Origin of the sequence: Neobacillus niacini, from assembly GCF_031457145.1 — a bacterium.
GTDB lineage: Bacteria > Bacillota > Bacilli > Bacillales > Cytobacillaceae > Neobacillus > Neobacillus niacini_J.
In genome coordinates this window covers 20687-34148 of sequence record NZ_JAVDVZ010000016.1, presented here as the reverse complement: position 1 = coordinate 34148, position 13462 = coordinate 20687, and the positions used below count along the sequence as shown (strand labels likewise).

Below are 13462 nucleotides of genomic sequence, written 5' to 3'. Positions count from 1 at the left end.
TTTACATTCATAAATTGGCTAAGATTAGTAATTTCTACATCTAAAAGCAATAATGATTTATGGTAATTCAAAGGGGAGCGGGGAACATTCCCCCTTCCCTTTTTTTGTGTAAATTGCTGTCAATACATAAGGAGGCTTTTCGCATGAACAAGAAAACATTAAAAGATGTTGATGTAAAAGGGAAACGCGTTTTCTGCCGAGTTGATTTTAACGTTCCGATGCAGGATGGGGAAATTACAGATGATACAAGAATTCGCGCTGCATTACCAACCATTCAATACTTAATAGATCAGGGTGCTAAAGTTATTTTGGCGAGCCATTTTGGACGACCAAAAGGTAAAGTAGTGGAAGAAATGCGCTTAACTCCAGCAGGTGTAAGATTATCTGAACTTCTTGGCAAAAACGTGCAAAAAGCAGATGAAGCTTATGGTGATTCTGTTAAATCTTTAATCGAGTCCATGAATGAAGGCGATGTTCTTCTTCTTGAAAACGTACGTTTCTACCCTGGTGAAGAAAAGAATGATTCCGAACTTGCGAAATCCTTTGCAGAACTTGCAGATGTGTATGTAAATGACGCATTTGGTGCTGCCCACAGAGCGCATGCTTCTACAGAAGGTATTGCACACCATCTTCCTGCTGTGTCTGGTCTTTTAATGGAGAAAGAGCTAGATGTATTAGGCAAAGCTTTATCCAATCCTGAGCGTCCGTTTACTGCAATTATTGGCGGAGCGAAAGTAAAGGACAAAATCGGTGTTATTGAAAACCTATTAGAAAAAGTTGATAACTTAATTATTGGCGGCGGTCTTGCGTATACCTTTGTTAAAGCACAAGGTCATGAAGTTGGTAAATCACTTCTAGAAGCAGACAAAGTTGACTTAGCAAAATCCTTTATCGAAAAGGCTAAAGAAAAAGGTGTTAACTTCTATATGCCAGTTGATGCGATTGTAGCTGATGATTTCTCAGCAGAAGCAAATTCGAAGGCAGTGGCTATTGAAGAAATTCCATCTGATTGGGAAGCACTCGATATCGGGCCTAAAACAGCTGAAATTTATCGTGACGTGATCCAAAAGTCTAAATTAGTTATTTGGAACGGACCAATGGGTGTTTTCGAAATCGATAAGTTCGCTGGTGGTACAAAGGCAGTTGCGGAAGCACTTGCAGAAGCTGAAGGTACCTATTCAGTGATTGGCGGTGGAGACTCTGCAGCAGCAGTCGAAAAGTTCAATTTAGCAGATAAGATGAGCCATATTTCAACCGGCGGCGGCGCTTCATTAGAATTTATGGAAGGTAAAGCACTTCCAGGAGTAGTTGCATTAAACGACAAATAGAAAAGCGGAAGCGCCTTGCCTAGGGAAAAAAGCAGTTCATTTTTTCCTCGGGGCGACAGGCATAAGACGGGCCGGCATGAAGGTTGCTCTTTAACCTTCTTGACGGATTGGCTTATGACCCCGAGCCCCTAGGCGCTGCAGCTAGACAAGTAAGGAAGGATGTGCCATTATGCGTAAACCGATTATTGCAGGTAACTGGAAAATGAATAAAACTTCTGCTGAGGCAAAAAGCTTTGCGGAGGAAGTAAAAGGTCTTGTACCGAGTTCTCAAAAAATCGATTCAATTATTTGCGCACCTGCTTTATTTTTACAGAATCTTGTAGAAATTACAGAAGGCAGCGATGTGAAAATTGGTGCACAAAACATGCATTTTGAAGAGAGCGGGGCTTTTACTGGGGAAATCAGTCCAAAACCACTTTCTGAAATTGGCGTACAATATGTGATTATTGGTCATTCAGAACGCAGAGAAATGTTCAATGAAACAGATGAATCTGTTAATTTAAAGACCCTTGCAGCTTTTAAATACAACCTAACACCGATTGTTTGCTGTGGTGAAACGCTAGAACAGCGTGAAAATGGCGAAACGATGGATTTCGTAGGCTCACAAGTTCAAAAAGCATTAGCAGGCTTAACTGATGATCAAGTAAAACAAACGGTTATTGCTTATGAACCTATCTGGGCAATCGGAACTGGAAAATCTTCGACTTCACAAGATGCTAATGATGTATGTGCTCACATTCGTCAGGTTGTTGCTGGGCAGTTTAGTGAAGATGTTGCAAATGCGGTTCGAATTCAATATGGCGGCAGTGTGAAGCCTGAGAACATTAAAGAATATATGGCTCAGCCAGATATCGATGGCGCTCTTGTAGGCGGAGCTAGTCTTGAGGCACGCTCATTCTTGCAGCTATTGGAGGCAGGAAGCTATGAGTAAGTCTCCCGTTGCCCTCATCATTCTAGATGGATTTGGATGCAGGGATGAACATAAAGGGAATGCAGTCTATCATGCAAAAAAACCAAATTTCGATCGCTATTGGAGTTCTTTCCCTCATTCTCATTTAACAGCTTCAGGTGAGGCGGTTGGGCTTCCCGAAGGGCAAATGGGTAACTCGGAGGTTGGTCACTTAAATATCGGTGCTGGCCGGATTGTCTACCAAAGCCTAACACGCGTGAATATCGCTATTCGTGAAGGTGAATTTGAAAAAAATGAAACCATCTGCAGTGCGTTGGATCATGTGAAGAAAAGTGGAACGAACTTACATTTATTCGGATTATTATCGGATGGCGGCGTACACAGCCATATTAGTCATATGTTTGCATTGTTAAAGATGGCGAAAGAGGAAGGCGTAGAAAACGTTTATATTCATGGCTTCCTTGATGGACGTGATGTTGGTCAGAAAACTGCTGCTAAATATATTCAGCAGACTTTGGATAAAATTAAGGAGTATGGCGTTGGTGAATTTGCTACCATTTCTGGACGCTATTATTCCATGGACCGGGACAAGCGCTGGGAGCGCGTCGAAAAGTCTTACTGCTCGATGGTTTATGGCGATGGCCCAACTTACACCAATCCATTAGATGTTGTAGAGGATTCCTACCAACATGGAATTTATGATGAATTCGTCATTCCGTCTGTGATTACAAAGGAAGATGGGAAGCCTGTAGCGACCATTCAAGACAATGATGCCGTCATTTTCTATAATTTCCGTCCTGACCGGGCTATCCAAATCTCTAACGTATTTACAAACGAAGATTTTCGTCCGTTTGACCGTGGTGAGAAACATCCTAAGGACTTATTCTTTGTCTGTTTAACACATTTCAGTGAATCCGTTAACGGATATGTTGCGTTTAAGCCTTCTAACTTGGACAACACATTAGGTGAAGTCTTATCGCAAAATGGATTGAAGCAATTAAGAATTGCTGAAACAGAAAAATATCCTCATGTCACTTTCTTTATGAGCGGCGGGCGTGAAGATAAATTCCCTGGAGAGGAACGATTATTAATTAACTCTCCAAAGGTTGCTACTTATGACCTACAGCCAGAAATGAGCGCCTATGAATTAACAGATGCTCTTTTAAAGGAAATCCAGGACGATAAATTTGACGCCATTATCCTAAACTTTGCAAACCCTGATATGGTTGGACATTCAGGAATGCTTGAACCAACTGTTAAGGCAATTGAAACCGTTGATGAATGCTTAGGAAAAATTGTTGATTTAATTCTTGAAAAAGGTGGATCAGCTATTATTACAGCTGACCACGGCAATGCGGATGAGGTTATCACCCCAGAAGGCGATCCAATGACAGCCCATACCACGAATCCAGTTCCTGTCATTGTTACTAAGAATGATGTGGAATTGCGTGACGGTGGAATTTTAGGTGACTTAGCTCCTACGATGTTAAAGCTGCTTGGTGTAGAACAACCTGAAGAAATGACAGGAAAATCATTAATTAAATAATTTTTTTATATAAAAAGGAGAGAAATTAAATGCCATTTATTGTAGACGTATATGCTCGTGAAGTATTAGATTCCCGCGGTAACCCAACAGTTGAGGTTGAAGTTTTTACTGAATCAGGTGCATTTGGCCGTGCATTAGTTCCAAGTGGAGCTTCTACTGGTGAATACGAAGCGGTAGAACTTCGTGATGGAGACAAAGAACGTTACCTTGGTAAAGGTGTTTTGAAAGCAGTAAGCAACGTTAACGAAATTATTGCTCCACACCTTGTTGGTGAAGAATTCAGCGTTTTAGACCAAGTTTCTGTTGACCATGCTTTAATCGAGCTTGATGGAACCGAAAATAAAGGTAAATTAGGTGCCAATGCAATCCTAGGTGTTTCTATGGCTGTAGCTCATGCTGCTGCAAACTACTTAGATATTCCTTTATATCAATACCTTGGCGGTTTCAACTCTAAGCAGCTTCCAGTTCCAATGATGAACATCGTTAACGGTGGAGAGCACGCTGATAACAACGTTGATATTCAAGAATTCATGGTTATGCCTGTAGGTGCTCCTAACTTCAGAGAAGCACTTCGTATGGGTGCAGAAATTTTCCACAGCTTAAAGTCTGTTCTTAAAGAAAAAGGACTTAACACAGCTGTTGGGGATGAAGGCGGATTTGCTCCAAACTTAGGATCTAACGAAGAAGCTCTTCAAACGATTGTTCTAGCTATCGAAAAAGCTGGCTACAAGCCTGGCGAAGAAATATTCTTGGCAATGGATGCTGCGTCTTCAGAGTTTTATAACAAAGAAGATGGAAAATACCATCTTGCAGGTGAAGGCGTTGTTAAAACTTCTGCTGAAATGGTTGATTGGTATGAAGAGCTTTCTAGCAAATACCCAATCATCTCCATTGAAGATGGTTTAGATGAAAACGATTGGGAAGGACACAAGCTTCTAACTGAACGTCTTGGTAAAAAGGTTCAATTAGTTGGGGATGACCTATTCGTTACAAATACGAAGAAACTTTCTGAAGGTATTGAAAAAGGAATTGGTAACTCAATCCTTATCAAAGTTAACCAAATCGGTACATTAACTGAAACATTTGACGCAATTGAAATGGCTAAGCGCGCTGGCTATACAGCAGTTATCTCTCACCGTTCTGGTGAAACTGAAGATAACACAATCGCAGACATCGCGGTTGCAACAAATGCAGGTCAAATCAAAACTGGTGCGCCTTCACGTACTGACCGTGTTGCTAAATACAACCAATTACTTCGTATCGAAGACCAATTAGGTGAAACAGCACAATACAACGGATTAAAATCTTTCTATAACTTAAGTAAATAATCATCTAAGTGAAAGGCACTCATTGACGAATGAGTGTCTTTTTTAGCTGGAGTGACCAAAGCTGGTAGGAAAAGAAATTTGGGTCAATGCAGGAGAGCTGGAATGACCAAAGCTGGTAGGAAAAGAAATTTGGGTCAATGCAGGAGAGCTGGAATGACCTGAGAGCTTGAAGAAAATGCATTTGGGTCCATGCAGAGGTGCTAGAGTGACCGAAGAGCATGAAGAAACTGCATTTGGGTTAATGCAGAGGTGCTGGAGTGACCGAAGAGCATGAAGAAACTGCATTTGGGTTAATGCAGAGGTGCTGGAGTGACCGAAGAACATGAAGAAACTGAATTCGAGTCAATGCAGAGGGTCTGGAGTGACCCAAACATGAAAATAAAAAGGTACTCGGTCACTGTAATTTCCTCAAAGCTGACACAAAGACTGGTATTGTTAAAAGGACAATATTATGGTAAATTAAAAATACTGTGAAATGTACGAACTAACAGGAGGTAGCTACATGCACGCATTGGTTGTAACACTATTAGTAATCGTTAGTATAGGACTTATTCTTGTTGTTTTATTGCAATCAGGTAAAAGTGCTGGATTATCTGGTGCCATTTCAGGTGGTGCTGAAACATTATTCGGTAAGCAAAAAGCAAGAGGACTTGACTTGATTCTACACCGTATTACAGTTGTTTTAGCCGTTCTTTTCATTATCCTTGCAGTCTTAGTTGCATACTTCGAAGTTTAATAAAGAATGCTCAAAAACCTGGCTTAATTGTCAGGTTTTTTTATTACATAAAAATCGGAGGCTTTTTTCTGGAATGTTACCCATTTGTTTGCTTAAACTAAGATAATGGATTTTATTGATTTGAAGGAGTTTTTACTATGAAAATTGCTGCACCAAAGCCTTTTACGTTTATAGGAGGAAAACGCGCGGTTCTATTGCTTCACGGTTTTACAGGTAGTTCTGCAGATGTTCGGATGTTAGGACGGTTTTTAGAAAAAAGGGGATATACCTGTCATGCTCCCCATTATAAAGGACATGGTGTTCCACCAGAGGAGCTTGTCCATACTGGTCCAGAAGATTGGTGGCAGGATGTCATAAATGGCTACAATTTTTTGAAAAATCAAGGATATGAAGAAATAGCAGTTGGCGGACTTTCACTCGGCGGCGTATTTTCTTTGAAATTGGGTTACACTGTACCTATAAAAGGTATTTTCCCTATGTGTGCACCTATGTATATAAAAAGTGAAGAAGTCATGTATCAAGGAATTCTCGAGTATGCCCGTGAATATAAGGTGCGGGAAGGAAAAACCGAAGAGCAAATCGAAATAGAAATGAATGAGTTTGCGAAAACGCCAATGCAGACCTTAAAGGAGCTGCAATCTTTAATTTCAGATGTCCGCAACCATGTAGATATGATTTATGCCCCGTCATTTGTGGTTCAAGCTCGCCGTGACAAAATGATAAATACTGAAAGTGCAAACATTATATACAATGAAGTTGAGTCGGTAGTGAAAGAAATCAAGTGGTACGAGGAATCAGGACATGTTATTACGCTAGATAAAGAACGTGATCAGCTTCATGAAGATGTTTACGCCTTTTTAGAAAAATTAGATTGGCAAAATTAATCCTTTGAGGAGGGATTCTATTGGAAGATAATATTCAACTGCATGTTGATAAGCTTTTACAATATATGAAGGACGAGGCTTACAAACCTTTAACGGTTCAAGAACTGGAAGCGGCATTTGGAATAGCCGATTCGAGCGATTTTAAGGAATTTGTGAAAGCACTCGTTCAAATGGAAGAAAAAGGGCTAGTGGTCCGTACACGCAGCAACCGCTACGGCCTACCGCAAAAAATGAACCTAATCCGTGGTAAATTAACGGGACATGCGAAGGGATTCGCGTTCGTTATTCCTGATGAGCCGGGAATGGATGATATTTTCATCCCGCCTAACGAAACCAATACAGCAATGCATGGAGACACCGTACTTGCCCGGATTTCATCTGAAAGTTCAGGACAGCGCAGGGAAGGCAGTATCATCCGAATCCTTGAGCGCGGAGTTCAGCAGATTGTTGGTACCTATGTAGAAAGCAAAAGCTTTGGTTTTGTAATTCCGGATGATAAAAAGTTTGCTAATGATATTTTTATCCCTAAATCAGCGTCTAAAGGTGCGGTCGAAGGTCATAAAGTTGTCGTCAAGCTAACCACCTATCCAGAAGGCAGGAAAAGTGCTGAAGGAGAAGTTATTACCGTCCTTGGACATAAAAATGATCCAGGTGTGGATATACTATCCGTTATTCATAAGCATGGTCTGCCGATGTCCTTCCCGGATGAGGTATTAAAGCAGGCAAATGAAACACCTGAGACGATTGATGAGAGTGAATTGGCAAATCGCCGCGATTTAAGGAATGAAACGATTGTCACGATCGATGGAGCCGACGCAAAGGACCTTGATGATGCCGTAACTGTTACGAAGCTTAATAATGGAAATTATAAGCTTGGTGTACATATTGCAGATGTCAGCTACTATGTAAAAGAAGGAACGCCAATTGACTTAGAGGCAGAAGAACGGGCAACGAGTGTTTATTTAGTGGATAGGGTTATTCCGATGATTCCACATCGTTTATCGAATGGAATTTGTTCTTTAAACCCAAAGGCTGACCGACTGGTATTATCGTGTAATATGGAAATAAATTCGGAGGGCGTAGTTGTTAATCATGAAATTTTTCAAAGTGTGATAAAAACTACGGAGAGAATGACCTATTTCGATGTTAATAAGATATTAGTTGATAAAGATGAAGAAACACGTAGCAGGTACGAATCCCTTGTTCCAATGTTTGAACAAATGGAAGAACTAGCACAAATATTGCGCGAAAAGAGAATGAAGCGTGGCGCAATTGATTTCGATTTTAAAGAATCAAAGGTCTTGGTAGATGAAGAGAGTAAACCACTAGATGTGGTCCTTCGCGAACGTTCTGTAGCGGAAAAATTAATTGAAGAATTTATGCTCGCCGCCAATGAGACGGTTGCTGAGCACTTTCACTGGATGGAAGTACCGTTTATCTACCGTATCCACGAGGATCCAAAGGAAGACAAGCTGAGAAGGTTTTTTGAATTTATCACCAACTTTGGTTACATTGTCAAAGGGTCGGCCAATGATGTTCATCCAAGAGCACTTCAGGAAATTATTGAGGAAGTTCGAGGGAAGCCAGAAGAGATGGTTATATCAACGGTTATGCTTAGGTCGATGCAGCAGGCGAAATATGATCCTGAAAGCCTTGGACACTTTGGTCTATCGACAGAGTTCTATACCCATTTTACATCGCCAATTCGACGTTATCCGGATACGATTGTCCATCGGTTAATCCGGACATATTTAATTGAAGGAAAACTTGATGAAACGACAAGAGAAAAATGGAATGTAAGGTTGCCTGAAATTGCACAGCATTCATCCAAGATGGAGCGTCGGTCAGTTGATGCAGAACGTGAAACAGATGAACTGAAGAAAGCTGAATACATGGAAGACAAGATTGGCGAAGAGTATGACGGTATTATCAGCTCAGTGACCAATTTTGGAATGTTTGTCGAGCTGCCAAATACGATTGAAGGTCTTGTTCATGTCAGCTATATGACGGATGATTACTATCGTTTTGACGAGCGCCATTTTGCGATGATTGGCGAGCGGACAGGGAATGTATTCCGAATCGGAGATGAAATCACTGTACGCGTGGTAAAAGTCAATAAGGATGAACGTTCTATCGACTTTGAAATTGTCGGAATGAAAGGGACTCGCCGCGAGCGAACAGAGACTACGAAGGTATTTAAAACGGGCAGCGATACGAAAAAACCGCGCCGCAATAAAGCTCAAGAAGGCCGCGGGCAAAAGACCGAAGGAACAGCTGCTCAGGGCTCGGGTACGAGAAAGAAAAAGAAGTTTTACGATAATGTTCCAAAAAACAAAAGCACGAAGCGGAAAAATAAAAAGAGATAATATTTTTTTAATTCAGGTCCTTATAATGCCCGAAACCTTGGATTGATGGGGTTTCGGGCACTATAAGGGCTTTATAATGCCCGTAATCAAGATTCTTCAGGAGTTCGGGTCACTATAGAGGCTTTATAATGCCCGTAATCAAGATTCTTGAGGAGTTCGGGTCACTATAGAGGCTTTATAATGACCGTAATCAAGATTTGTGAGGAGTTTAGGTAACTATAGGGTTTTATAGTGCCCAAAATTCGAATTTGTGAGTATTTACGGTAACTATGAATGTTTTCATGAAAAAGGTATTTTTCCTTGTGCTTGCTTTCAATTGTTATGACTACACTTTTCTGCTAAAATTAACCCATAACGAGGTGAGAGACATGCCAAAAGGTGTAGGGAAAGTGGTTGCGCAAAATAAAAAGGCATACCATGATTACTTTATTGAAGAAACATACGAGGCTGGTATTGTACTACAAGGAACAGAAATCAAATCAATTCGTGCTGGCAAAGTGAATTTAAAGGATTCCTATGCCAGAATTCATAATGGTGAGATGCATTTATTAAACATGCACGTAAGCCCCTATGAGCAAGGGAACCGCTTTAATCATGATCCTTTGAGACAAAGAAAGCTTTTGCTCCATAAACGGGAAATTAATAAGCTTTTTGGAGAAACAAGGGAAGCAGGATACGCACTAATTCCATTGAAAATCTATTTAAAAAATGGATTTGCAAAGGTTTTATTAGGACTTGCAAAGGGTAAAAAGAATTATGATAAACGTGAAGTCCTGAAACAAAAAGAGGCAAGTCGAGATATCGAGCGTGCATTCCGTGAGCGGCAAAAGATGTAATTACAAATCTTTACAATTGAAAAATGCGCTCAGTGTGTTATAATAAGTTTGTCGCTGAGATACGCGATAAAACTTTTGCTCAAACTATTGTTGAGCATCCTACGTCTTTGCTAAAATCTTTAACTAGATTTCAGCACATTTTATTATGGGGGCGCTAAGGATTCGACAGGGGTAGTTCGAGCTTGGGTTGCGAGTCGAGGGGATCGGCCTCGTTAAAACGTCAACGCCTATAACTGGCAAAACTAACAACAACCTAGCTTTCGCAGCTTAATACTGCATAGCTGTTCGCCCCTCCATCGCCTATGTGGTAGGGTAGCGGACTCACTCTAAGTAGGCTACACCGGAGTCCACCGTCTGAGGGCGAAGGAAGAGCACAACCAGACTAGCTGACCGGACGCCTGTCGATAGGCAGAAGGATCAGCGAAGCGCCAATATGTCGACTACACTCGTAGAAGCTTAAGTGCCGATATCTTTGGACGCGGGTTCGATTAGTAACTTAGTCGCCTTATGTGGTAACACATAAGTGAAAATTCGGCTTTATCGGTGAAACCTACGTCGCCAAAATGGCGATAAGGCAATGCCGAGCGGTATGTGGAGTAATCCAACAGCCGTGTATCGACTTATAGGCTGCCATTCTAAATGGTAGTACTAGGATGCGAAATCCTGCCTGCTGGAGGTAAAAATTATATTTCGCATAATACGCCGAAGGACCTGTTAGTATACAGGTTCAAGATATAGTCAGTGCCATGACGAAAGCATGGAAACGCACGTCCCGCCGTCTCCACCATACATAAGGTGGATAACAAGATCAGCTGATGCTGGTCTTTTTTATTTGTAAAAAAAGCTATCCTTCATTATGAATGAATGGATAGCTTTTTGATTTTAATGCGGCAAATTGTTGTTTGGCATTTGCATTTGCCCCATATTTTGTCCCATAGGCATTCCTTGTGCAGGTGCAAATGCATTTGTGTAATGATTCATGTCGGCCTCAGCCAGCTGTGGTACTTGATAGTAATGATGTTTATTTTGATAGATAGAAAGTTCATAGCCCATCTCGATGCAATTTGGTACGGAATCAGCAAGCACACGTCGTACTACAGGATTCGTTGTTTCAAGTGCTGCCATGGTTTTCATAGAAGCGCCTGATTTACAAGCTGCCAGCATACAGCTTGAGATGTATTCATCGTTAATCTCAGATACTGATTGCCAAGGTTTCTTAGGCTGTGCAGGCTTCATACCATAAATAAAGTCGTTGCCCTGATTCATTTCATACCTTGATGTAGGATGGGAAGGATTTTGTCCTGTCCTAAAGCACTCAACGGTGATGTTGTACTCATCCTGCATAAATTTATATTGGCGATTGAGAATATCAAGCAATTCTGGGTCTTTGACATGTTGACGCAACAACATATACTGATTCAGGCTGCCAACTGCTGCCCCAAGTACTTCATTTAAGTCAATGACCTCATGACCACCATGATTAAGCTGTGGAGGTACATTCCCTGTATGCATGTTTTGGTGCATTTGTCCTTGTTGTCCTTGCTGGTTTTGCATCATATATTTTTCCTCCTAGTTGTTTGATAATAGCCATAGTTATTATGTATCAATTGACCAGAGTTATTCTTAAAACCAATATGTTTAAAAGAATGTCATGTAAAGGTTTTAGAAAAGAAATTAAACGTCAATAATGACGGGTAGTATGAATTAGGAGGTGCAGAAAGTGCAGGAAGAATTAAAGATTTTTTATCATATTTTTACAACCACAAAAGACGCGATTGAGAAGTTTATGAATATGCTTGAACCAGTCATTCAAAATGCTGAAGATGAACATGAGCGCCTTTATTATCACCATATTTATGAAGAAGAAGAACAAAGACTATCCCGCTTAGTCGTACTTATACCGCTCATTAGTAAATTTCAACAAGTAAAAGACGAGAAAGATTTTTCTCCCACAAACAATGAATTTAATCGACTTTTGCAGGAATTAAATCTTGAAAAATTCGGTTTACATAATTTCGTCGAACATCTAGATTTAGCACTGTTTCGCTTTACAGATGCAGAGCGAAGCAGCCTATTAAATAGCTTAAGGGAAGTTTCATATAAGGATTACCAGCAGGTAAAACAAATGCTGATCGAAATTAATAGTCGATTTGATACCAATTATGTAGATCCTCATGCGTATCACGACGAGGACCATGACCATTTAGACCGGACATCTGATCCAACAGTGGGCACACATTTCACTTCACCTAAACAGAAAAAGGGTTTTACGGTTGGAAGCCTAATTTAAGAAAAGAGAGGATAGACAAATGAACAAAACACAATTATACCCGGACGCCCCGTTAACAAATCAAGAATTTGCACAATTGGATCAAACCGTCATTGATAACGCACGGAGGCAATTGGTAGGACGGCGCTTTATTGAATTGTATGGTCCGCTGGGAAGAGGCGTACAAAGTATCTTTAATGACATTTTCTCCGAAAACCTAGAAGCAAAAATGGATTTTCAGGGATCATTTGATTACGATATTGAATCAAGTAAACGGGTAAACTATACGATTCCATTACTTTATAAAGACTTTGTATTATATTGGCGGGACCTAGAGCAGGCCAAGGTATTGGATATATCTATTGATTTTTCACCGGCAGCTAATGCTGCAAGAGATGTGGCGATTCTAGAGGACCAGATGATATTTCATGGTGCCAAGGAATTTGACATTCCTGGTTTAATGAATGTGCCAGGCAGGATTACGCACTTGACCGGGGAATGGTATGAATCAGGGAACGCCTTTCAGGACATTGTCGATGCAAGAAATAAGCTGCTTGAAATGAATCACAATGGACCTTTTGCACTTGTGCTATCACCGCAGCTTTATTCACTCGTTCATCGAGTTCATCGCGATACAAATGTATTAGAAATTGAACATATTCGTGAATTGGTTACCGATGGAGTATTTCAGTCTCCTGTTTTAAAAGGGAAGTCAGGTGTGTTGGTTAATACAGGGCGAAACAATTTAGATTTGGCGGTTTCAGAGGATTTTGAAACAGCTTACTTAGGAGAGGAAGGATTGAATCATCCTTTCCGTGTTTTTGAGACAGTTGTTTTACGAATAAAGCGTCCTTCTGCCATATGCACCCTGGAATCTATGGGGGAGTAATGAATAACCGTGTATTTACAGTCGGCTCACTCATTCCAGGAAGGCTGATGGTAAAACCAGCTTCGGCACCTATTTTGACCGAAAAATCACAACAAGTAGTGAGAGAAAAATCTCATCAAGTTGAGATTATTATTGAGCAAAATGGCAGCAGATTCGAAATTCATCCCGTAAAGGGAAAGCTTCTTGATGCTGCCCTTAGTCAAGGAATGGCAATCCAGTATAAATGTCGCAAAGGAACATGTGGGCAATGTGCAGTCACGGTATTACAAGGTCCGGGATTATCTAAGCCAAACGAGAGAGAGTTTGAAAAGTTGAAGAATAAAATTTCAAATGGATACCGCTTGGCATGTCAGGCAGAGATTGTTTGATT

Annotated in this window: 12 protein-coding genes and 1 other RNA gene; 12 read left to right on the top strand and 1 reads right to left on the bottom strand. The window is 40.7% G+C overall.

Annotated elements, in window-relative coordinates; translation table 11 throughout:
* The first annotated feature begins 143 nt into the window (after positions 1–143).
* From J2Y03_RS24875 to ssrA, 9 genes are all read left to right on the top strand, one after another.
* Positions 144–1328, top strand: a complete 1185-nt coding sequence (locus tag J2Y03_RS24875; RefSeq protein ID WP_310199495.1) for a phosphoglycerate kinase — start codon at positions 144–146, stop codon at positions 1326–1328.
* Between the two features lie 169 nt (positions 1329–1497).
* The gene (tpiA, locus tag J2Y03_RS24870; RefSeq protein ID WP_310199493.1) at positions 1498–2259 is read left to right on the top strand and encodes a triose-phosphate isomerase; all 762 of its coding nucleotides are present in this window, start codon (positions 1498–1500) and stop codon (positions 2257–2259) included.
* On the top strand, positions 2252–3784 hold the full coding sequence (gene gpmI, locus J2Y03_RS24865) for a 2,3-bisphosphoglycerate-independent phosphoglycerate mutase (RefSeq protein ID WP_310199491.1): 1533 nt from the start codon (positions 2252–2254) through the stop codon (positions 3782–3784). Before tpiA ends, gpmI begins: the two co-directional genes overlap by 8 nt.
* A gap of 29 nt (positions 3785–3813) precedes the next feature.
* Positions 3814–5112, top strand: coding sequence for a phosphopyruvate hydratase (gene eno, locus J2Y03_RS24860; protein WP_310199489.1), 1299 nt, complete (start codon positions 3814–3816; stop codon positions 5110–5112).
* Between the two features lie 502 nt (positions 5113–5614).
* On the top strand, positions 5615–5848 hold the full coding sequence (gene secG, locus J2Y03_RS24855) for a preprotein translocase subunit SecG (RefSeq protein ID WP_063252070.1): 234 nt from the start codon (positions 5615–5617) through the stop codon (positions 5846–5848).
* 137 nt (positions 5849–5985) lie between these two features.
* The gene (locus tag J2Y03_RS24850; RefSeq protein ID WP_310199487.1) at positions 5986–6732 is read left to right on the top strand and encodes an alpha/beta hydrolase; all 747 of its coding nucleotides are present in this window, start codon (positions 5986–5988) and stop codon (positions 6730–6732) included.
* A 20-nt stretch (positions 6733–6752) separates the two neighbouring features.
* Positions 6753–9098, top strand: a complete 2346-nt coding sequence (gene rnr, locus J2Y03_RS24845; RefSeq protein WP_310199486.1) for a ribonuclease R — start codon at positions 6753–6755, stop codon at positions 9096–9098.
* A gap of 368 nt (positions 9099–9466) precedes the next feature.
* Positions 9467–9934, top strand: a complete 468-nt coding sequence (smpB, locus tag J2Y03_RS24840; RefSeq protein WP_310199485.1) for an SsrA-binding protein SmpB — start codon at positions 9467–9469, stop codon at positions 9932–9934.
* Positions 9935–10089: 155 nt separating this feature from the next.
* Positions 10090–10425, top strand: a transfer-messenger RNA (tmRNA) gene (ssrA, locus tag J2Y03_RS24835).
* Positions 10426–10816: 391 nt separating this feature from the next.
* Here the strand turns inward: ssrA and J2Y03_RS24830 are convergent.
* Entirely contained in the window at positions 10817–11491 is a 675-nt protein-coding gene (locus J2Y03_RS24830) for a spore coat protein (protein ID WP_310199484.1), read from the bottom strand.
* A gap of 163 nt (positions 11492–11654) precedes the next feature.
* On the opposite strand from J2Y03_RS24830, the gene J2Y03_RS24825 reads away from it, so the two are divergent.
* Genes J2Y03_RS24825 through J2Y03_RS24815 form a run of 3 tightly spaced genes read left to right on the top strand, consistent with a single transcriptional unit; the run spans position 11655 to position 13460 of the window.
* The gene (locus tag J2Y03_RS24825) at positions 11655–12224 is read left to right on the top strand and encodes an IMEF encapsulin system ferritin-like cargo protein (RefSeq protein ID WP_310199483.1); all 570 of its coding nucleotides are present in this window, start codon (positions 11655–11657) and stop codon (positions 12222–12224) included.
* A 19-nt stretch (positions 12225–12243) separates the two neighbouring features.
* The gene (locus tag J2Y03_RS24820) at positions 12244–13092 is read left to right on the top strand and encodes a family 1 encapsulin nanocompartment shell protein (RefSeq protein WP_310199482.1); all 849 of its coding nucleotides are present in this window, start codon (positions 12244–12246) and stop codon (positions 13090–13092) included.
* Positions 13092–13460 (top strand): 2Fe-2S iron-sulfur cluster-binding protein, encoded by a 369-nt coding sequence (locus tag J2Y03_RS24815; protein WP_310199481.1) that lies wholly within the window; start codon positions 13092–13094, stop codon positions 13458–13460. Before J2Y03_RS24820 ends, J2Y03_RS24815 begins: the two co-directional genes overlap by 1 nt.
* The last annotated feature ends 2 nt before the right edge of the window (positions 13461–13462 follow it).

Bases quoted from the DNA above. Each gene is read 5' to 3' on its own strand.
- J2Y03_RS24875 (WP_310199495.1), top strand. From the start codon at position 144: ATGAACAAGAAAACATTAAAAGATGTTGATGTAAAAGGGAAACGCGTT.
- tpiA (WP_310199493.1), top strand. From the start codon at position 1,498: ATGCGTAAACCGATTATTGCAGGTAACTGGAAAATGAATAAAACTTCT.
- gpmI (WP_310199491.1), top strand. From the start codon at position 2,252: ATGAGTAAGTCTCCCGTTGCCCTCATCATTCTAGATGGATTTGGATGC.
- eno (WP_310199489.1), top strand. From the start codon at position 3,814: ATGCCATTTATTGTAGACGTATATGCTCGTGAAGTATTAGATTCCCGC.
- secG (WP_063252070.1), top strand. From the start codon at position 5,615: ATGCACGCATTGGTTGTAACACTATTAGTAATCGTTAGTATAGGACTT.
- J2Y03_RS24850 (WP_310199487.1), top strand. From the start codon at position 5,986: ATGAAAATTGCTGCACCAAAGCCTTTTACGTTTATAGGAGGAAAACGC.
- smpB (WP_310199485.1), top strand. From the start codon at position 9,467: ATGCCAAAAGGTGTAGGGAAAGTGGTTGCGCAAAATAAAAAGGCATAC.
- J2Y03_RS24830 (WP_310199484.1), bottom strand. From the start codon at position 11,491: ATGATGCAAAACCAGCAAGGACAACAAGGACAAATGCACCAAAACATG.
- J2Y03_RS24820 (WP_310199482.1), top strand. From the start codon at position 12,244: ATGAACAAAACACAATTATACCCGGACGCCCCGTTAACAAATCAAGAA.
- J2Y03_RS24815 (WP_310199481.1), top strand. From the start codon at position 13,092: ATGAATAACCGTGTATTTACAGTCGGCTCACTCATTCCAGGAAGGCTG.